Origin of the sequence: Leuconostoc gasicomitatum LMG 18811 (assembly GCF_000196855.1) — a bacterium.
Taxonomy (GTDB): Bacteria; Bacillota; Bacilli; order Lactobacillales; family Lactobacillaceae; genus Leuconostoc; species Leuconostoc gasicomitatum.
In genome coordinates this window covers 789776-808088 of record NC_014319.1, presented here as the reverse complement: position 1 = coordinate 808088, position 18313 = coordinate 789776, and the positions used below count along the sequence as shown (strand labels likewise).

The 18313-nt window shown below is 37.2% G+C and carries 16 protein-coding genes; 3 read left to right on the top strand and 13 right to left on the bottom strand.

Annotation, left to right across the window (positions count from 1 at the left end):
• The first annotated feature begins 205 nt into the window (after nucleotides 1-205).
• Nucleotides 206-1441 (top strand): MFS transporter, encoded by a 1236-nt coding sequence (locus LEGAS_RS03930; RefSeq protein WP_013231472.1) that lies wholly within the window; start codon nucleotides 206-208, stop codon nucleotides 1439-1441.
• A gap of 84 nt (nucleotides 1442-1525) precedes the next feature.
• Here LEGAS_RS03930 and LEGAS_RS03925 read toward each other — a convergent pair whose 3' ends face one another.
• The 6 genes from LEGAS_RS03925 to LEGAS_RS03900 all read right to left on the bottom strand — a co-directional run bounded on the left by LEGAS_RS03925 (nucleotide 1526) and on the right by LEGAS_RS03900 (nucleotide 7340).
• A complete protein-coding gene (locus tag LEGAS_RS03925; RefSeq protein ID WP_010384576.1) occupies nucleotides 1526-1819 on the bottom strand; it encodes a DUF7671 family protein in 294 nt (97 codons plus the stop codon).
• Complete coding sequence (locus tag LEGAS_RS03920; protein ID WP_013231471.1) at nucleotides 1812-4325, bottom strand: carbamoyl phosphate synthase preATP-grasp domain-containing protein; 2514 nt, start codon at nucleotides 4323-4325, stop codon at nucleotides 1812-1814. The genes LEGAS_RS03925 and LEGAS_RS03920 overlap by 8 nt, the downstream gene beginning before the upstream one ends.
• Entirely contained in the window at nucleotides 4303-5388 is a 1086-nt protein-coding gene (locus LEGAS_RS03915; RefSeq protein ID WP_013231470.1) for a carbamoyl phosphate synthase small subunit, read from the bottom strand. Before LEGAS_RS03915 ends, LEGAS_RS03920 begins: the two co-directional genes overlap by 23 nt.
• A 70-nt stretch (nucleotides 5389-5458) precedes the next feature.
• The gene (gene pyrR, locus LEGAS_RS03910; protein WP_010384578.1) at nucleotides 5459-5986 is read right to left on the bottom strand and encodes a bifunctional pyr operon transcriptional regulator/uracil phosphoribosyltransferase PyrR; all 528 of its coding nucleotides are present in this window, start codon (nucleotides 5984-5986) and stop codon (nucleotides 5459-5461) included.
• Nucleotides 5987-6034: 48 nt separating this feature from the next.
• Nucleotides 6035-6961: an RluA family pseudouridine synthase gene (locus LEGAS_RS03905; protein WP_013231469.1), complete on the bottom strand. Its 927-nt coding sequence runs from the start codon at nucleotides 6959-6961 to the stop codon at nucleotides 6035-6037.
• Entirely contained in the window at nucleotides 6939-7340 is a 402-nt protein-coding gene (locus tag LEGAS_RS03900; protein ID WP_013231468.1) for an EbsA family protein, read from the bottom strand. Before LEGAS_RS03900 ends, LEGAS_RS03905 begins: the two co-directional genes overlap by 23 nt.
• A gap of 184 nt (nucleotides 7341-7524) precedes the next feature.
• Between LEGAS_RS03900 and LEGAS_RS03895 the strand changes: the two genes are divergently transcribed.
• Nucleotides 7525-7899: a ribonuclease HI family protein gene (locus tag LEGAS_RS03895; RefSeq protein WP_013231467.1), complete on the top strand. Its 375-nt coding sequence runs from the start codon at nucleotides 7525-7527 to the stop codon at nucleotides 7897-7899.
• Between the two features lie 47 nt (nucleotides 7900-7946).
• Here the strand turns inward: LEGAS_RS03895 and LEGAS_RS03890 are convergent, their stop codons facing one another.
• On the bottom strand, nucleotides 7947-9212 hold the full coding sequence (locus LEGAS_RS03890) for a glycoside hydrolase family 32 protein (RefSeq protein ID WP_013231466.1): 1266 nt from the start codon (nucleotides 9210-9212) through the stop codon (nucleotides 7947-7949).
• Nucleotides 9213-9222: 10 nt separating this feature from the next.
• Entirely contained in the window at nucleotides 9223-11163 is a 1941-nt protein-coding gene (locus LEGAS_RS03885; protein ID WP_010390278.1) for a sucrose-specific PTS transporter subunit IIBC, read from the bottom strand.
• A 173-nt stretch (nucleotides 11164-11336) separates the two neighbouring features.
• Here LEGAS_RS03885 and LEGAS_RS03880 point away from each other — a divergent pair, with 173 nt between their 5' ends.
• On the top strand, nucleotides 11337-12299 hold the full coding sequence (locus LEGAS_RS03880) for a LacI family DNA-binding transcriptional regulator (RefSeq protein WP_013231465.1): 963 nt from the start codon (nucleotides 11337-11339) through the stop codon (nucleotides 12297-12299).
• Nucleotides 12300-12434: 135 nt separating this feature from the next.
• On the opposite strand, the gene LEGAS_RS03875 is transcribed toward LEGAS_RS03880, so the two are convergent.
• From LEGAS_RS03875 to polA, 5 genes are all read right to left on the bottom strand, one after another.
• Nucleotides 12435-12620, bottom strand: coding sequence for a 2-hydroxymuconate tautomerase (locus tag LEGAS_RS03875; protein ID WP_013231464.1), 186 nt, complete (start codon nucleotides 12618-12620; stop codon nucleotides 12435-12437).
• A gap of 23 nt (nucleotides 12621-12643) precedes the next feature.
• Nucleotides 12644-13627: a YitT family protein gene (locus tag LEGAS_RS03870; RefSeq protein ID WP_010386414.1), complete on the bottom strand. Its 984-nt coding sequence runs from the start codon at nucleotides 13625-13627 to the stop codon at nucleotides 12644-12646.
• 119 nt (nucleotides 13628-13746) lie between these two features.
• Nucleotides 13747-15093 (bottom strand): type I glutamate--ammonia ligase, encoded by a 1347-nt coding sequence (glnA, locus tag LEGAS_RS03865; protein ID WP_013231463.1) that lies wholly within the window; start codon nucleotides 15091-15093, stop codon nucleotides 13747-13749.
• 45 nt (nucleotides 15094-15138) lie between these two features.
• Complete coding sequence (locus tag LEGAS_RS03860) at nucleotides 15139-15474, bottom strand: MerR family transcriptional regulator (RefSeq protein WP_010386418.1); 336 nt, start codon at nucleotides 15472-15474, stop codon at nucleotides 15139-15141.
• Nucleotides 15475-15569: 95 nt separating this feature from the next.
• A complete protein-coding gene (gene polA, locus LEGAS_RS03855; RefSeq protein ID WP_010386420.1) occupies nucleotides 15570-18251 on the bottom strand; it encodes a DNA polymerase I in 2682 nt (893 codons plus the stop codon).
• Nucleotides 18252-18313: the final 62 nt, after the last annotated feature.

The window sequence follows — 18313 nt, the reverse complement described above, 5'->3', positions numbered from 1 at the left end:
TGGTGTCAATGTAACCATATTTCCCTTCATATCTTCCGGAAGACACATTGCTATTTTAAAAACCGCAGTGTGCCTTATAACGCTTTTTATGCGTAATTTAATTATAATAAAATTTTAATATTTTCACAAGGCCAGTCTTAGAGTGTGCATATTTTTACAAATAAGCATAAACTAGTAATATTACTTTTAAAGAAGGAATATGCAAATGTCTGAAAATTATAACACCAAATTAGATGATTCTGAACCAATTTGGCAACAGAATGTTTTTGTTCTTTGGTTTGGTGTGTTTATGACTGGTGTTGCTCTAAGTGAAGTGATGCCATTTTTATCACTTTACATTGATACGTTAGGTACTTTCAGTAAAAATCAATTAAGTTTTTATTCTGGTGCTGTATTTGCCATTTCATTTCTTGTGACAGCAATTGTGTCACCTTTTTGGGGCAAACTCGCTGACAGAAAAGGCCGAAAATTAATGCTATTACGGGCTGCTCTTGGCATGTCAATTGTGCTATTTTTAATGGGCAATGTGACAAATGTGTGGCAATTACTTTTTTTACGAGCACTACAAGGTGGCATGGGTGGCTTTATATCAAATGCGAATGCACTTGTTGCTACCCAAACACCTAAAAAACATGCTGGTAAAGCGCTGGGTATTTTGGTCACTGGCATGACTGCAGGCAATTTAATTGGCCCTTTATTTGGCGGTACTTTAGCAACTTTTTTTAGTTACCGTACGTCATTTCATATCACCGGTATCATTTTGTTTCTAGTATTTGTACTGACATTATTTTTAGTCAAAGAAACGCCTCATATATCAACACCCCGTATTGCTAATGCTTCGACTAAGTATCTCTGGACACATATTCCAAATAAGCAGTTGATTATTGGTCTATTTGTGACAACCATGTTAGTTCAAACTGTGAATACAGCCATCAATCCGATTATTAGTTTATTTGTTCGTGAATTAATGCATAATGCCTCAAATACGACTTTTATTGCTGGTATGGTTGCTGCCATGCCCGGTATTGCAACTGTCATAGCGGCCCCACCTTTTGGCCGTATCGGAGACCATTTAGGCACCGATCGTATGATTAAAATTGGTTTTATGATAGCTGTTATTGCCTTCCTCCCAACAGCATTTGTCACAAGTGTTAGTATGTTGATGTTTTTTCGTTTTTTAGTTGGTATTAGTGATGCCACAATGTTACCCGCAATCCAAACTTTGTTATCCAAAAACTCACCTACTGAAATGACCAGTCGCATATTTAGTTATAACCAAAGTTTTCAATCACTAGGATCAGTCATGGGTCCTATGTTTGGTGCATTAATTGCGAGTCTATTTGATTATCGTGGTATATTTGTTTTCTGTACCATCATTATCATTATCAACGCAGTATTATTTAATGTATCAACACGTCATTTAGAACATGAATCAATCTAAATTGAATTCAGAGACAACATAAAAAACGTGCATATAGAAAATAACAAAAATATTTTCTATATGCACGTTTTTTCTATTTAACTGTCATAACCAATCTTTTAACAATTCGAGACTAACTTGTTGGCTGGTCCAACGTTGTAACGAGGAATAATTATGTCGTTTGTTAAAAGCCAATTTTTCAGTATTTAGCACAGCTATCGCCTGGCCTTTTTCCGTTAAAAAAACCTGCCCAATTTGTTTAAATTTTCCTTTAGTATGTTTTCCGGTTCGCCAAACATTAGGTGTAACACCAGTTTTAGGTCGATACCGGCCCGAGGCGTCCTGCTCTACCACGACACCAGTAAACAATTGTGTGTCGTATTTTTTACTATCACTCATAATAATTCACACCGACACCTATTTCAAATCTTGTACCATCAATCACTTCGTTAGGTTGGAGATGCAGGCGATAATTCACATCGGCAGCTATCATGCTTAATGGTTGAACAATAGGTTGCTGGTTAATCATTGCCAATGTTGTAACATCTTGATCAGTTAGTTCATGCAATGCCGCTCGTATGGTTAATCTTATCCATTGTACATCCATAACTTTTGTCATATAAGCAATTTGACCAAATGGCATGGGTCGTAACCAAGAATCATGAACAATATCTGCTGCATCGACAGTGTCAATCCATGTGACCGTATTTTGATACCAAATAATTTGATAAACACCAGGACTCTCTATTTCTTTTTGAGCTATTTCTTCTGGTAAATTCGCCAGTTGGGGAATAATACGCACTTCACCTGCCATATGTTGCGTGAAATTTATCGGATACATATTTTGCCCATCATAAAATAAATTCAATGCAAATTCTGATTGATTTTCATTTGGACCGCTTGGTGTATGCTTTTCCTTTGGTAAAATAATAACCTGCTGACCTAGATCTCGTAAAGCCTTAATGAGTTTACGGCGATTACCAGGGATCACAATAGCTTGAGGTTTTTCTAACTCTACTACTCGCATAACATCCGATATTTCAAGCGGCTCAAGGTACTGCTTATCAGCCAAATGTGGTAATAACGTTGCATCACTTGGATTATTGTTCATAATGATTGTCGGGTATTGTAATCGGCGTAACTCAGACATCGTAATTGTCGTAGCATATCCCCCTGACGCTGCATCTCCCATTCTAAAAGCACCAGAACCAATAACAAGCACTGAGTCTGCGTTAATTTGTACCGATTCATTTTCCGCTTCATAGGTCGCATAATATTGGCGTGCGTTTTCAGGAAATTCACCAGCAGAAGGCTCAACTGCCTTGTAAGTGACGTCAATATGATTCTCTTTTGCTAAAGTTCTGATAATGTTAAAATCGGTATGCCAAAAGCGTGCGAGTAATCCGTCGGATAAACCATATTTTTTACCACGTCGTAAGGATTTAATGCTATCGATATCCGCCTCAACCTCTTCCTCCAATGTATGCAAATGTTTCAGTTGATAAAAATAGAATTCATCAATAGCTGTTAATTCTGCTAACTCATCAATTTCATAACCACGTTTGATAGCTTCAATTAACAATAACACACGGTTATCCTGTGGGTGAATCAGTTGCTGAATCAATTCATCATCATTAATATATGCCATATTTGTTGGCGAAAAACTAGCATTATTAAAATGGGCTGAGCGAATTGCTTTTTCTAAGGCCTCAATAAATGTTCGGCCAAATCCAAGGGTTGTCCCGATGGACTTTTGCACACTATTGAGCTGTCGGTTAACATGCACACCTGCTTGAACTAATTCTCCAAACGGAAACACAGGCAACTTTACAACCACATGATCCATCATTGGTTCCATTATGGCAGTATTTTTACCAAAATTATGTGGCAAAACGATATCTTCTAATGCGACACCTAGTGCTAAGTTGATCGTTACAAGCATCGTTGGATACCCTGTGGCTAATGACATACGCGTTGCCATTTGGTCTATATAAGGTGATACTTTGATAATATAAATCTTGTTTGTATCATCATCAACAGCAAATTGTACATGCATCACACCTTGTAATTGCAATATATCAGCTACCCTAAATGCATAATCACGCATTTTGCTAATCAACTGATCTTGAATTGTTAAAATGGGCGATACGCTAAGTGAATCTGCTGTATGAATGCCAATAGGATCCATATCCTCGCTTGCACCAATCTGCATTTTATTGCCACGAAAATCGCGCAATACCTCTATACTGACTTCCTTTAATCCATTAATTGCTTTAGAGATGATGACTTCTTGCGTAACAGATTGTAATTTTGCAAGATTAATAGCATCCTCAAAGTCATCTAAACGTTCCACAATATGGCGTGTATTTGTTTGGTTTGGATGTAAAGCCCGTATCATCAATGGTAATTGTAATTCACGTAACAGCTCGTTAGCTTCATCTTGTGCTTTCAGCACATAATTATTGATGACCGGTAACCCATTTTTGGCCATATACGCAGTTAGGGCTGGAATATTATTCACTTTGAGTAACATCTCAATACTCAGTCCAAGTGTATTTGGTACAGGCCCATCACCATGCGACCAGCTTTGTACGACTTCTGCCCACAAACGTAACGATGCTTCACCTCCAAACAAAGGTGCAACCGTATCGATGTTATTTTCTTTGACTATTTTTTTTAAGTTTTCAATCGTTAAGGGCTGCCAAAAAGTTGTCGCTGCCAAACTTTCCAGCGACAATGCGTAAGGATTTTCATCAACGACAAAAACTTCAATGCCATGCCCTCGTAATTCCGGCATCACTTGATATATTGCCGCATCATGCTCTGCTTCACGGCCAAAATCATTTGCGCCAGCACCGATAAATAATATTTTTTTGATTTTATTATTGATTGTAATGTTCGACATAATCTTCTACCGTTTCAAAGAAATCTGCAAATACAGTTGTTGCTTCAAGCGGACCTGGCGCAGCATCAGGAAAGAATTGTACACTAAAAGCCGGGAATTCACGATGTCGTAATCCTTGAACTGCGCCATCTACAAGATCACGATAAGTCACAAATAGTTTTTTACGGTTAATTGATGACGCATCCACCGCGTAGCCTTGACCCTGCATCGCATAAAAAATTTGGCGAGTAATAATTTCTTGGATGGGATGGTTCATACCATGATGTTCTGATGGTAGGGGCATTAATTCTGCATCGTTTGCTAGTGCAAACAATTCATGTCCTAGACCAATTCCTAACATAGGCACTTTCGATTGTAAAACACGAATTAACGTTAAAACACTATCTGGCAATGTTCTAGGATCTCCTGGACCGGTAGACAAAATAATACCATCAGGATCCAATGTCAGAACTTCTGCCACACTGGTCGTATAGGGTAGGACTGACACATTAGCATCATAATCACCCAACATACGTAAAATACCATGTTTTAGACCAAAATCAATGACAACAATATGCCGACCACGACCAGGATTAGCATATGGTTTTGGCGTTGCAGTACTTTGCACCTGTTTGTTTGTCAAAACAGTTGCAACCAATTGATCAATAGCATGTTCATCCGCAAAATCAACGATGCTCGCTTTTTGTGGGCCAGTTTCACGTAAATGTCTAATGAGTTGACGCGTGTCAACTTGATATAGTCCAGGAATATTATGTTGCTTTAAAAACCGATCTAAATTCATACGGCGCTGACGGTTAACAGATACTTCAGCCAAATCATGAACAATCATGCCACTAATAGTGGGTTTAACTGACTCATATGCTTCTGCATGAATGCCTGATGCACCAACAACAGGCGTCGCAAAAACGATCATTTGACCATCATATATCGGGTCAGTAATGATTTCTTGATAGCCAGTCATGGCAGTATGAAAAATAATTTCTCCAAAAGTGGTTGCCGGTGCCCCAAAGCCAAGTCCCGGAAATATCGTCCCATCTTCAAGAATTAAGTGACGTTGTATCATATTTTTACACTTGTAAATTCACATCATCAGTAAAATTATTACTCTGAACTCCGTGCACCTACTTCTCCTCTTAATGTACGATTTCGACGGCATCATGGCCATCAATTTCTTGAACCAGTACTTTGATTTTTTCATTTTGAGCTGTTGGAATGTTTTTGCCAACAAAATCGGCACGTATTGGTAATTCACGGTGACCACGATCTACCAAAACAGCTAAAGAAATACTATTTGGTCGCCCTATATGTATCAGCGCATCTAATGCGGCACGTATTGTTCGGCCAGTAAATAAAACATCATCAATCAAAACAATATTTTTATCAGCAATATTATTTTTTTCTGCCTCATTTAAGCCTAGGCTATCCTCTTGATTCAAAACATCATCACGGAAATTAGTGATGTCAATTGCCATAACGGGAATTTTCACACCTTCCAGTTGCTCTAAACGACTAGCAATACGTTGCGCTAAAAATTCGCCACGCGTTTTAATACCAACAAGAATTAAATCTTGGCCACCCTTGTTTCGTTCAATAATTTCATATGTAATACGCGTCAATGCACGTTGCAACGAGGCACTATCAAGCACTTCTTTATTTGTCATAATAGTTGCGTATGTTATTTTAACAACATACTTCTCCTTTCAAATAGCTTAATTATTGTTTTGAATAATTGGTGTTAAGGTTGCTAAAGCATCTTTAAAATAAGCAGGTAATGCGCTATCAAATCTTAATTCTTCCCCAGTTTTTGGTTGTGTTAATGATAAGGTTTTAGCATGCAACATTTGCCCATTTAATTTGACCCCAGCTAAATTTTGGGCAGAACCATAAACTGGATCACCAACAACTGGATGACCAATATACGTCATGTGCACACGAATTTGATGTGTCCGACCTGTTTCTAAGCGTACTTTCAATAGCGTATAACCAACATATCGTTCAATCACTTCAAAATGTGTTATTGCCTCACGGCCACCTTCTTGCACGGCCTGCTTTTTTCGATCTACTTTATGACGATTAATCGGCGCATTAATTGTGCCGGAATTTTCAACAAATTCACCACGCACTAATGCATAATAAATACGATCATTTTTATGTGCTTTAAGTTGTGCTGAAAGTCCCTGATGTGCCTGATCATTTTTTGCGACCATTAATAAACCACTGGTATCACGATCAATACGATGAACAATTCCTGGTCTGAATTCACCATTAATTGTCGACAATGGCGCATGAAAAAGTAATGCATTAACAAGTGTCCCAGAGCTATGTCCTGCAGCCGGATGAACAACCATTCCCTGCGGTTTATTAACAACCAAAATATCATCATCTTCATAAATAATATCGAGTGGTATATCTTCTGCAATAATTTCAGTTGTTATCACTTCTGGCTGTAAAATGGTGATTGTATCACCCGTTGTTACTTTATAGGCTCTTTTGACTTGAACCCCATTCACTAAAATGTGTCCGGTTTGTAACCACTCTGCTAATGTTGTACGTGAATATGGTAAATTTTCTTTTGCCAAAATTGCATCAATGCGACCTATTTGATCAATAATATTAATTGTTATCTTTTTTGTCATAAGTAGCCATGTATTCCTTAATTTGATTTGCAATGTTTTGACTTAGCCAGTATTTACGTGATCGTCCAGCACGTGTAAAAGATAGTACATGGCCATTTAGTTGCCAGTTAACCATCGTTGTAAGAGAAATTTTTTCGTAATCTGAGACAAATACGCGTCCCAAAAACAATTGTGCGCCCGCAACATAAACACGACGACGCAAAATAGTTATAATTCCTAGTATCAACATGAATAAGAGATAGACGATTGGCATCATTTCTAATTTAAATGTTGTTTCACTCCATAATATGATACCGGCCATGAACAATATAAACCACCAAAGCCAGCCTATTTGTCCTGTTATATCTAATGGTTGAAAGTATCCACGTTTAGGAATCATTTTTTTGCTCCAGTTTCATTACGATAAAATATGGCTTATTCACAGAATAACAATATATCTATGAAATCATGCCTTAATCTATTTTACCATGGATTTTGATTGTAATTTGATAACTTTTTTTAGAAAACAAGGTATAATTTAATCAATAAAGCAATTCAAAAATTATGACACTAAGGTAGATACTATGATCAAAATTTTTGTTGATGCAGCACGTAATATACAAACTGGACAAAGTGCTGCTGGTGCAGTTATTATTACTAATAATAAACAACGTCAGCTTAAAAGTAGCTTACCTGATACTCAAAACAACCAAGAAGCCGAGTTTCTTGCCTTAATTTGGGCGTTAAAAACACTTGATAGTACAACTGATATCATACAATTGTACAGTGATTCTCAAATACTGATTGATGCCATACATAAAAATTATGCTAAGCATTACCAAATCTATGTTGATGAGATTAGCACTTTAGTGTCTTTACACAAATTATTTTTAAGCCAATGGTTACCTGAAAAAGAAAATTTAGGCGCCCATAATCTTGCCTTACAAGCATTAAAGTAAAAAACTAGATGAGATAAAAATCTCATATAGTTTTTTATTCGTACTATTCAAAACCATCTCGCCGTCATGGCATTTAGGCCATCCTCAGTATAAACTTCAATCACATCAACATCTACAATTAAAAGTAGATTATTTAAATCACCTGTTAATTGTCTCGTCTCAACTTGACCTGATTCCCATTGCTGCCTTTCAAATACTAATTTATTATGATGTCGTGACAACATTGCACGATCACTAAGTCTTATCGTCCAATCAGCTGTGGTTGGTATACGGTATTGACCAATACTCACATTATCAAACGAGGTTAAGACAGTTGTATCAATAATTTCAGTAATTGGTTGCTGTACCAATTGTAGTTTATCATTCACATGTAATTCACGCGGTAAACTTAGTACATGTACCCATTTCCGGTTTTGAATAGTGGGGACAGCCGCTTCACGTTCAGGTGTCATCATACCTGCCCATCCCCACATAATACGGCGCCCATCTGGTGCAATCATAGTTTGGGGTGCGTAGAATTCAAATCCATGGTCAACCTCTTTAAAATCTGTTATGACGTTGAATCGCGCGCTTTTCTCATCAAACTGACCAATCACATAACCCGTGTTATGAATATTTTCATAACGATTATTTTTTGGATCTGCAGCAAGTCCTTGCGGTGAAAACATTAAAATTTGTTTCCCATCAACTTCAATGAAATTTGGACATTCTAGCATGTACCCTCGCACATCTAATAATTGATTTTCAATTAATGAGCCACGATAAGACCAGTTCTTGAAATCAATTGATTCATAGATAATGATGTCACCCACCTTATTGCTATGTTGCGCCCCCAGTATTAGAAAGTAATGACCATTTTTCCCTTGCCAGACCATAGGGTCACGAACATCCTTCGTAAATCCGTTTGGATGGGGAAATAATTCACCAAGTTTTTTAAATTGAATACCATCATCACTAACTGCCCACATCTGGGATGATTTAACGCTATGCCCTGAAGTATCACGAACATTCCCTGTATAAAAGATGTATAATCGATCGTCGTGTACAAAAGCTGTGCCCGAGTATATACCTGCACTATCCAAATTTTCGAGTGATGGTTTTAATGCAGTTTTAACACGTTGCCATTCTTTTAAATCATCAGAAACGAAGTGCCCCCACTCTTTATACGTATGATCACAGGCATATGGATTCCATTGGTAAAACACATGGTATTGACCCTTAAAAAATATTAAACCGTTGGGATCATTTAATAACCCTTTGGTGGGATATAAATGAAATTTTTCAAAACTCACTGCATCATTTGTAACTAACATTAATCTCCCCTTACGCTTCAGTAATTGTATTATTTTGTGGTACAGCAGTCATAATAACATCACTCGACTGTACTGTTTTACCATAAGTTGTATCTAGAGCAACATCTGAAAAACTATTCGTGTTTGTAACAATAACCATTGTAGTCACAGGATAGCCAGCATCTAATATCACCTGCTTATCAAATGTACCAAGTAAGTCACCTCTATGAACTTGTTGTCCTTGTGTGACTTGACTGGTAAATCCTTTACCATCCAAATTTACTGTATCAATACCAATATGAATGAGCACCTCAACACCATCATTTGACTTCAAACCATACGCATGTTTTGTTGCATACGCAACCGTCACTTCGCCATCAATTGGCGCAAATATTTTATTATCTTCTGGTTCAATTGCAATGCCTGTACCCATCATACCACTTGAGAATACTGCATCGTTAACAGTTGTTATATCAACAAGTTCACCGGCAACTGGTGCATTAATTTCAAAGCCCGTCACTTGATTTGGATGGACATTTGTTACTGATGCTGTATTGACTTCAGGCATATGTGAACGCCCATAAATTAATGTCACTACAAACGATAGGCCAAAACTAACAATAATTGCTAAGAAGAAGCCAAACCATTTGTTTGTTGGAATTGCAATGAATCCGATAACACCTGCAGGTCCTAATGATGAAGACATCACGTGAAATAGTCCCATAACCAAACTTGCTACACCTGATGAACCTAATGCAATAAAGAATGGAAAACGGTATTTTAGATTAACACCGAATAAAGCAGGTTCTGTAATACCTAACATGGCAGAGGCACCTGCAGACGATGATAAGGCGCGTAACTTTGTATTGCCTTTAGCTAAGAAGTATATTGCAAAGGTTGCGGCACCTTGCGCAACGTTTGCTGCTGTGGCGATTGGGAAAATAAAATCACCACCTGTTTTAGCAATATTTGCCAATAATTGTGTTTCAATAGCTGGGAAACTTTGATGTAAACCAGTAATAACAATCGCTGAGTAAAATGAACCAAATACGCCATATCCAACGAAGCCAAATGTTGTCACCAACCAAACTAAGCTATCTGTAATGCCATTTGAAACGACACGTAATACCGGACCAACAACAATAAATGTGACAAACCCTGTAATCAAAAGCGCCAACATAGGTGTAAACGTGAAATCAATGGCGCCTTTTAAATGCTTATGGAAAAACTTTTCCAGTGTTGCCAAGATAAACGCAACTCCAATGATTGGCAATACTTGCCCTTGATAGCCCGCCTGTGCAACTGACAGACCAAACAAATCCCAAGACGGCATCTTACCAGTAGCAACTGCTTCAGCAACGCCGTACCCGTTAATCAAGTTTGGCATAACAAGCATCATTCCTGCTGCGGCGCCAAGAATTTCATTCCCACCAAATCGACGTGTTGCTGTGATACCAATCAAAATTGGTAAGAATGCAAATGGTGCCGACGCCATGAGATTGACCATCTCCGCTAATCCTTGAATATTGGGATACATCTCTACTAACGATTTAGTTCCAAAGGGCTGCGTTAAAATGTTATTTAACGCCATCAGTAAACCACCGGCAACCAACGCCGGAATCAATGGGACAAAAATGTCTGACAAAACTTTAATTAAATCCATTAATGGATTTCTTTTACCTGATTTTGCAGCAATTTCTTTTAAATCATCTGTTGATGCCTGCTTAACACCAGTCATTTTTACAAATTCATCATAAACACCATTAACATCCCCAGGCCCAACAATAATTTGATATTGCCCATTGGCATTAAATGTTCCCTTAAGATCTGGATCATCGTCTAATGCTGCTTGGTCAATTTTTTTGACATCTTTAACGACCAAACGTAATCGCGTGGCACAGTGAGCTGCAGCAACAATATTATCTTTCCCAACCGCGTTCATAACACGATTTGCAACTTCATTATACTTCATAGTTCTTCCCTGCTCTCTATAAAAAATGAGTATGTTCCGTTTTAAAACAGTTATTTTACGGAACCGGTTCTTTATTACACTTTTATTGTAACCGCTTACAATTATATTTGCAAGTACTTTATTTATTAACTTGATTTCAACCTTTTCTATTTTTTTCTGCTATTATTATAAGTATGAATAAAAAAGTTACAATAAACGATATTGCGATGATTGCAAACGTCGCAAAAAGTACAGTTTCACGCTATCTAAACGGTGGCTCTGTTAGTGTACATACCCGTGAGAAGCTTGATGGCATTGTACAAAAGTATAACTACACACCAAATACATTTGCACAAAGTTTAAAACAGCAGACCAACCACACGATTGGCGTAATTGTCCCTCGATTAGATTCAATTGCACAATCTGATATGCTTAGAGGACTAGACGAATTAAATATTGATGATACCTTTTTAATTATCAATGTCTATCAAGATTCCGCGCGCGAATTGGCTGCCATTGAAAAATTACAATCCCAAAACGTCAGTGGCCTTATTATACTAACAGCTAACTTAACTGAAGAAATACGTTCAGTAATAAAAGCATCAAAATTACCAACTGTTATTCAGGGTCAAGATGAGGCCGAATTTAACCGAGTCATTATGAATGACATTCAAGCAGGAAAAACCGTTGGTAACTATCTCCAAAAATTGGCGCCTAAAAATGTTTTACTTTTGAATGTTGATATGTCACTAGATTACGCGGTCGGACACGACCGTTTTGTTGGTATCAAGTCTGCACTTAATGGCATGCCACATAAAGAAATTATCACTGACTTCAAGCTTAATATTGCTAAGCAGTCAGCGTACCAAGCCATGATACATGAAGATTTTGATCTCATTATAGGCGCCACTGATCGTATTGTTGTTGGTGCCATGCAATCAGCCTTTGCCTTACATCAAAAACCACGTTATATTGGATTTGGTCAATCGTATTTTAGTGAAACAGTCTCTCCAAATCTTACTAGTTTTGAGTTCAGTTTTTTTGAGGCTGGTAAAGAATTGTATCGACTCTTTCGAAAAGTACGCGATAATAATACGATACAAATACAACGTATTGTTATTGACGGTAAACTCATCATTCGCGATTCCACAAATTAATTATAAATTTCTAAAATAATTCACAGCCCTCACTACACTATAATGAATAATAAAAAAGACGACGTGTTAAACAGCACGTCGTCTTTTTTGTAAAATACTTCAAATTGCCACATTTAAATTACAATTCGTTATTTTTTATTGGTCACTCTTTAAAATGCCACCCACTGCGTAATGATCCTTTGGCATTTCTCGTAAAATAACATGTACTGCCTCACGAGATGCACCAACATCTGCTACAATGACATCTGTAATATCTTTTACCATTTTTGAAAGTTGTTCATGTGTACGACCTTCTAATAATTCTACTTGTACAATTGGCATTTTTCTTTTCTCTTTTCTAATGACTACTTATTATCATCTGTTTCTAATTTATCAAGTTGTGATTCTAATTGTTGCTCAGCCTCAATTTGTGCAGTTACTGTTTCAAGTTTTGGTACCGTAACTGCACGCCTCATTTGTAACTGACGATCAGCATCAAAAAATTCTCCTGAAACACTTACCGTACTCAACAGATTAATAAATGCTTTCGGATCAGTACGATGAACAATTTCTTGCATTTCAACCAATTCATAGCGTGACAAAACCATCATCAGTGTCATTGAATCGCGTTTTGTATAAGCACCTCTAGATGGCAGTATAGTAATACCACGTATCAAATCTCGATGCAGTGCCTCAACAACTTCATCCCCATTTGAAGTAACAATCAATGCGGTTAGTTTTTGATACCCAGTGTATAACGCATCAACTGCACGGCCAGTCGCATAAATACCAATCAGCGTAAATAAGGCATTTTGCCAACCAATAAAAGCGCCCGCAACAATAACAACCACAAAATTAATACCATTCATTAGTACGCCGATTGATTTTCCCGTACGTTTTTGAACGACCAACGCTATAATGTCCATACCACCTGTCGAAAATCCATATCGCATGGCCAGTCCGATTGAAACTCCCAATAGTAAACCACCAAATAGCGATGCTAACAATGGGTCTGTTGTTAGGGCTTGCGTTGGTGCCACAATTTGCACAACAGATACAACAATAGAGTTTAGAAAACTCAAAATAGTAAATTTACCACCAATTAATTTCCAACCGATAATACCAATTGGAATGTTGAAAATCATGATGAAAGTTCCAGTTTGCATATTAATGTGAAATAATTGTACAAAAAATATAGATAGCAATTGTGCGATACCATTAAAGCCACTCGAAAAAACTTTATTTGGAATTAAAAATGCATTTAAAGCTAACACCTGAACAGCAGTACTAGCAAGAAAAACAACTGCTATCAGCAATACTTTACGCCAATTAATTGTGAATTTTTTCATGTCGACGACACGCTCCTAAAACTAATAAAATACTTCTTTCATCATAACAAAAAAGCTACAAAATGTCGTGGCTTTTAAATGATGTATCTTATTTTATTAATGTGTATTAGTTTGTTCAATTAATAGTTTTCAAAGTACGCATCAGTTTCCCATTGCGATACAAATTGCCGGTATGATGTATACTCAATCTTTTTTGCTTCAATAAATTTATCTGCAATGTGACTGCCAATCGCAGCTGTGATTGTGCTATCATTCGTTAATTCACGAATTGCTGCCAGCAAAGTATCTGGTAAGTCAGTAATGCCAGCCTTTGTACGTTCGGTTTCATCCATCAAATAAATATTCTTATCAACTGAAGCTAAGGGTTCTAATTCGTTTTTGATACCATCTAATCCTGCCGCTAAAATAGCCGCCAATGTCGTATATGGGTTAGCAGTTGGATCCACTGATCGTAATTCTAAACGAGTTGACTTACCTCGAGAAGCTGGTACACGAACCATTGGTGAACGATTAGAGGCTGACCAAGCAACATATACAGGTGCTTCAAATCCAGGAGTCAATCGTTTGTACGAGTTAACAGTTGGATTTGCTAAAGCTGTAAATGCTGTCGCATGTGCTAATAAACCACCTAAGAAATTGTAGGCTGTTTTTGATAGGCCCATTTCATCAGAAGTATCTTCAAAAGCGTTTTCAGCACCACGGAACAATGACATATTAGTATGCATACCTGACCCATTAATACCGGCTACAGGTTTAGGCATAAAGGTTGCATAATACCCATTTTTACGAGCAATTGTTTTAACAACTAATTTAAACGTCTGAATATTATCAGCTGCCTCCAAGGCAGAAGCATATTTAAAATCAACTTCATGTTGCCCTTCAGCAACCTCATGATGTGCTGCCTCAATTTCAAAGCCCATTTTTTCCAAAGTCAAAACAATTTCACGACGCACATTCTCACCCATATCATGTGGTGCAAGATCAAAATAGCCACCTTTATCGTTTAATTCAGTGGTTGGTTTACCATTTGCATCTAATTTGAATAAGAAGAACTCAGGTTCAGTACCAACATTAAAAGCTGAGAAACCGGCCGCCTTTGCCTCATTTAACACTTTACGTAATGCCTGACGTGGATCACCCTCAAATGGCTCACGGTCTGATGTGTAGACATCAGCAATTAAACGTGCCACTTTACCACCACGACTATCAGTTGCCCAAGGGAAAATCATAAAGGTTGATAGATCAGGGTACAAATACATATCTGATTCGTTAATCCGCACAAAACCTTCAATTGATGAACCATCAAACATTAAGTTGTTGTTTAACAACTTGTCCAATTGTGAAGTTGGTACTTCCACATTTTTAATTGCGCCAAGAACGTCTGTAAATGTCACGCGAATAAATTCGACGTTTTCATCTATAACAATTTGGTTGATTTCTTCTTTTGTAAATGACTTTCGTGCCATGAGTTCCCTTTCTACTAATAAAACTTGTGAGACAGTTGTGCATAATTAACGATCAAATCGCCCAATTTGAGCAAATTCTTTTTGCAAAGATCGTCGTAGCGCTGACTCTGAATCCTGTTTCCCAACTGCTTTTCGGCGTTGTTTTGCAAATATTTCCTGAATGTCTTTTATTGAATCCCCTGCGTCTAAAAAGTCCTTAATTTCAAGTAAACGATCAACATCATTTAATGAAAATCGTCTTTGACCTCCTTTGCCACGCGTTGGACTAATTAATTCGTTTTGCTCATAATATCGAATCTGACGATCAGTTAATAGTGTGAGTTCACGGATTGTGCCCATGGGTAAAATCGCTAAATTTCTTCTCAGTTCACGTTCGCTCATTTGACAACCTCCGTTAACATACTTTTATTCTAATTGATATTTATCAGTTATGCGAATATATGTTAGGTTATATAACATGAGACGTTTTATTGGTTTTATTTTGCATCATACCAAGTATTACCATAATGGCTTTCGACACGCATAGGTACATCTAACACCACAGCGGAATCCATAACGTTTGTAACCAACTCTGTCAGCTCTTGAATTTCATCTATTGGTGCTTCAAAAATCAGTTCATCATGAACTTGTAACAACATACGTGCCTGCATGTGATGCTCTTGTAACGCATCAGCTACTTTAATCATTGCTATTTTAATGATATCAGCTGCTGAACCTTGAATTGGTGAATTCATCGCTGTTCGTTCAGCAAAGCTACGTAAATTAAAGTTCTTTGAACCGATTTCTGGCAAATAACGACGACGTTTGGCAATTGTTTCGACAAAACCTTGTTCGTGGGCTATCTCTTTAATTTTTGCCATCCAAGCATGAATTTGAGGGAACTCCTTAAAATAGGTATCAATAAAACTTTTAGCTTCCCCACGTGAAATACCTAAGTTATTGGCTAATCCAAAATCAGAAATCCCGTAAACAATGCCAAAATTAACAGCTTTTGCTGTACGACGCATCAGTGCATCAACCGGCGCATCATCTTTTAAGCCAAAAACAGCGCGTGCAGTTTCAGCATGAATATCTTCACCATTCAAAAATGCCCGCTGCATGTTTTTGTCTCCTGTCATATGGGCAAGCACACGTAACTCAATTTGTGAATAATCAGCACCAACAATTTGCCAATTTGGCTCACTTGGTACAAATGCTGTTCTAATTTGTCTACCCTCTTCTGTTCGCATAGGAATGTTTTGTAGGTTTGGATCTACCGATGACAAACGTCCTGTTTGCGTTAACGTTTGTAAAAATCTGGTATGAATTTTACTGTCTTGATCATGCACAACAGTTAATAATCCTTCAACGTAAGTAGATTTTAATTTTGCCAGTTGACGATATTGCAAAATATGATCGACAATTGGTGCTTGTGCCGCTAATTTTTCTAATACGTCAACAGCTGTTGAATAACCAGTTTTTGTTCGTTTAACTACTGGCAAACCCATTTTTTCAAAAAGAAGTACACCAAGTTGCTTTGGAGAATTAATATTGAATTTTTCACCTGCTTCTATATAAATTGCATCTTCAATTGCATGAATTCGACCCTCAAGGTCACTACCAATATCACGCAATCTTTTCTGATCAATTTTAATCCCTTGGTACTCCATATCTGCTAATACTTGAGCTAATGGCAATTCTATTTCTGTATATAAATGTGTTTGCTCATGTTCTTGCAATGCGTCAAATGCTGATTGTTCCACCTGCATTAAAATATCAGCTTTATTTGCTAAATGTGCTAAAACGCGAGCGTCATCTTCGGGTATTGCAAATTTAGCTCCCTTCCCATAAATATCCTCATCTGATGTCATATAAAGATCAAAGCGTTGGGCAAGGGTTGCTAATTCATTATCATTATCAGTTGTATCAAGTAAGTATGATACCAATAAGAAATCAAATTTAGTTCCCTTAAGTTTGATACCTAATCTTTTAAGCAATATCAACTGTGCCTTAATGTTAAATACGTTTTTGATTATACCTGCATTTTCAATCACAGACTTTAATTCTGGTCTTTGTAAAAGTGTCACATCACGACTACCATAATAACCTGTAGCTGGGCTGCCAATCACAAAGCCTACCATGTCGTCAATATGATAATTTTGCCCTATCATTTCAATATGAAACGCGATTTTGGTACCTAACATGGCAACAGCTTGTAAATTGTCATCTTGGAGCTTTATCACATTAATGCTCTTCTCAACAGTTGTTTGGCTGCCTGAAATTTGCCCTGATTTTTGTAATGCTTTAATTTTAGCAAGCTGTTTTTTAAAATCTAAATTTTCATAGAATGTCACCAAATTATCGTAATCAATCCCACGATATTCAATTTCTTCGAGTGGCAATGCTAAGTGAGCATCTGTCAGTATTGTTGCTAATTTTCTAGCACAAAAGGCTGATTGACGATCATTAATTAAATTATCTTTTAATTTAGATTGTTTCATATCATCAACATGTGCGTATAGATTGTCAATATCGTGATACTCAGCTAACAATTTTAAAGCTGTTTTCTCACCAACCTTTGTTACACCTGGATAATTATCGGATGTATCGCCTGTAAGAGCTTTTTTTTCAATAATTTGTAACGGCTTCAAGTTAAACTTTTCCATGATATAGTCTGGCGTGTAACGTTCAATTTCCGTCACACCTTTTTTAGTCACATTAACTGTAATATTATCGGTGGCTAATTGCGTCAAATCTTGATCGCCAGTCACAATAATCACCGTGTAACCAGCTTGTTCCCCCAAACGTGAATAAGTACCAATAATATCATCTGCCTCTAAGCCTGGTTGCTCATAATTTCGCAAGCCATGTAATGCAACCATTTCACGTAAATACGGAAATTGTTCTTTAAACTCTGACGGCGCTTTTGATCGACCATCTTTGTATTCGGGAAATAACTCACCACGAAAAGTTTCCTTCCCAGAAGCTGCGTCCCATGCTACAACAGCTAAATCTGGTTGCATGGGATCCACAATTTGATCCAAAAAATTATTGAATGCTACTAGTGCGTTGGTATGCAGTCCTTTATGTGAAATCATTCTGTCAAGTTGATTGTACATAGCATAAAAAGCCCGAAAAGCAAGTGAATTTCCATCAATTAAAAGTAGTTTTTTTGTCATTTTATATTCCTTTATCTATCTTCTAGTGTAACAAAAAAACAGCCCTCAAGGCTGTTAAATTT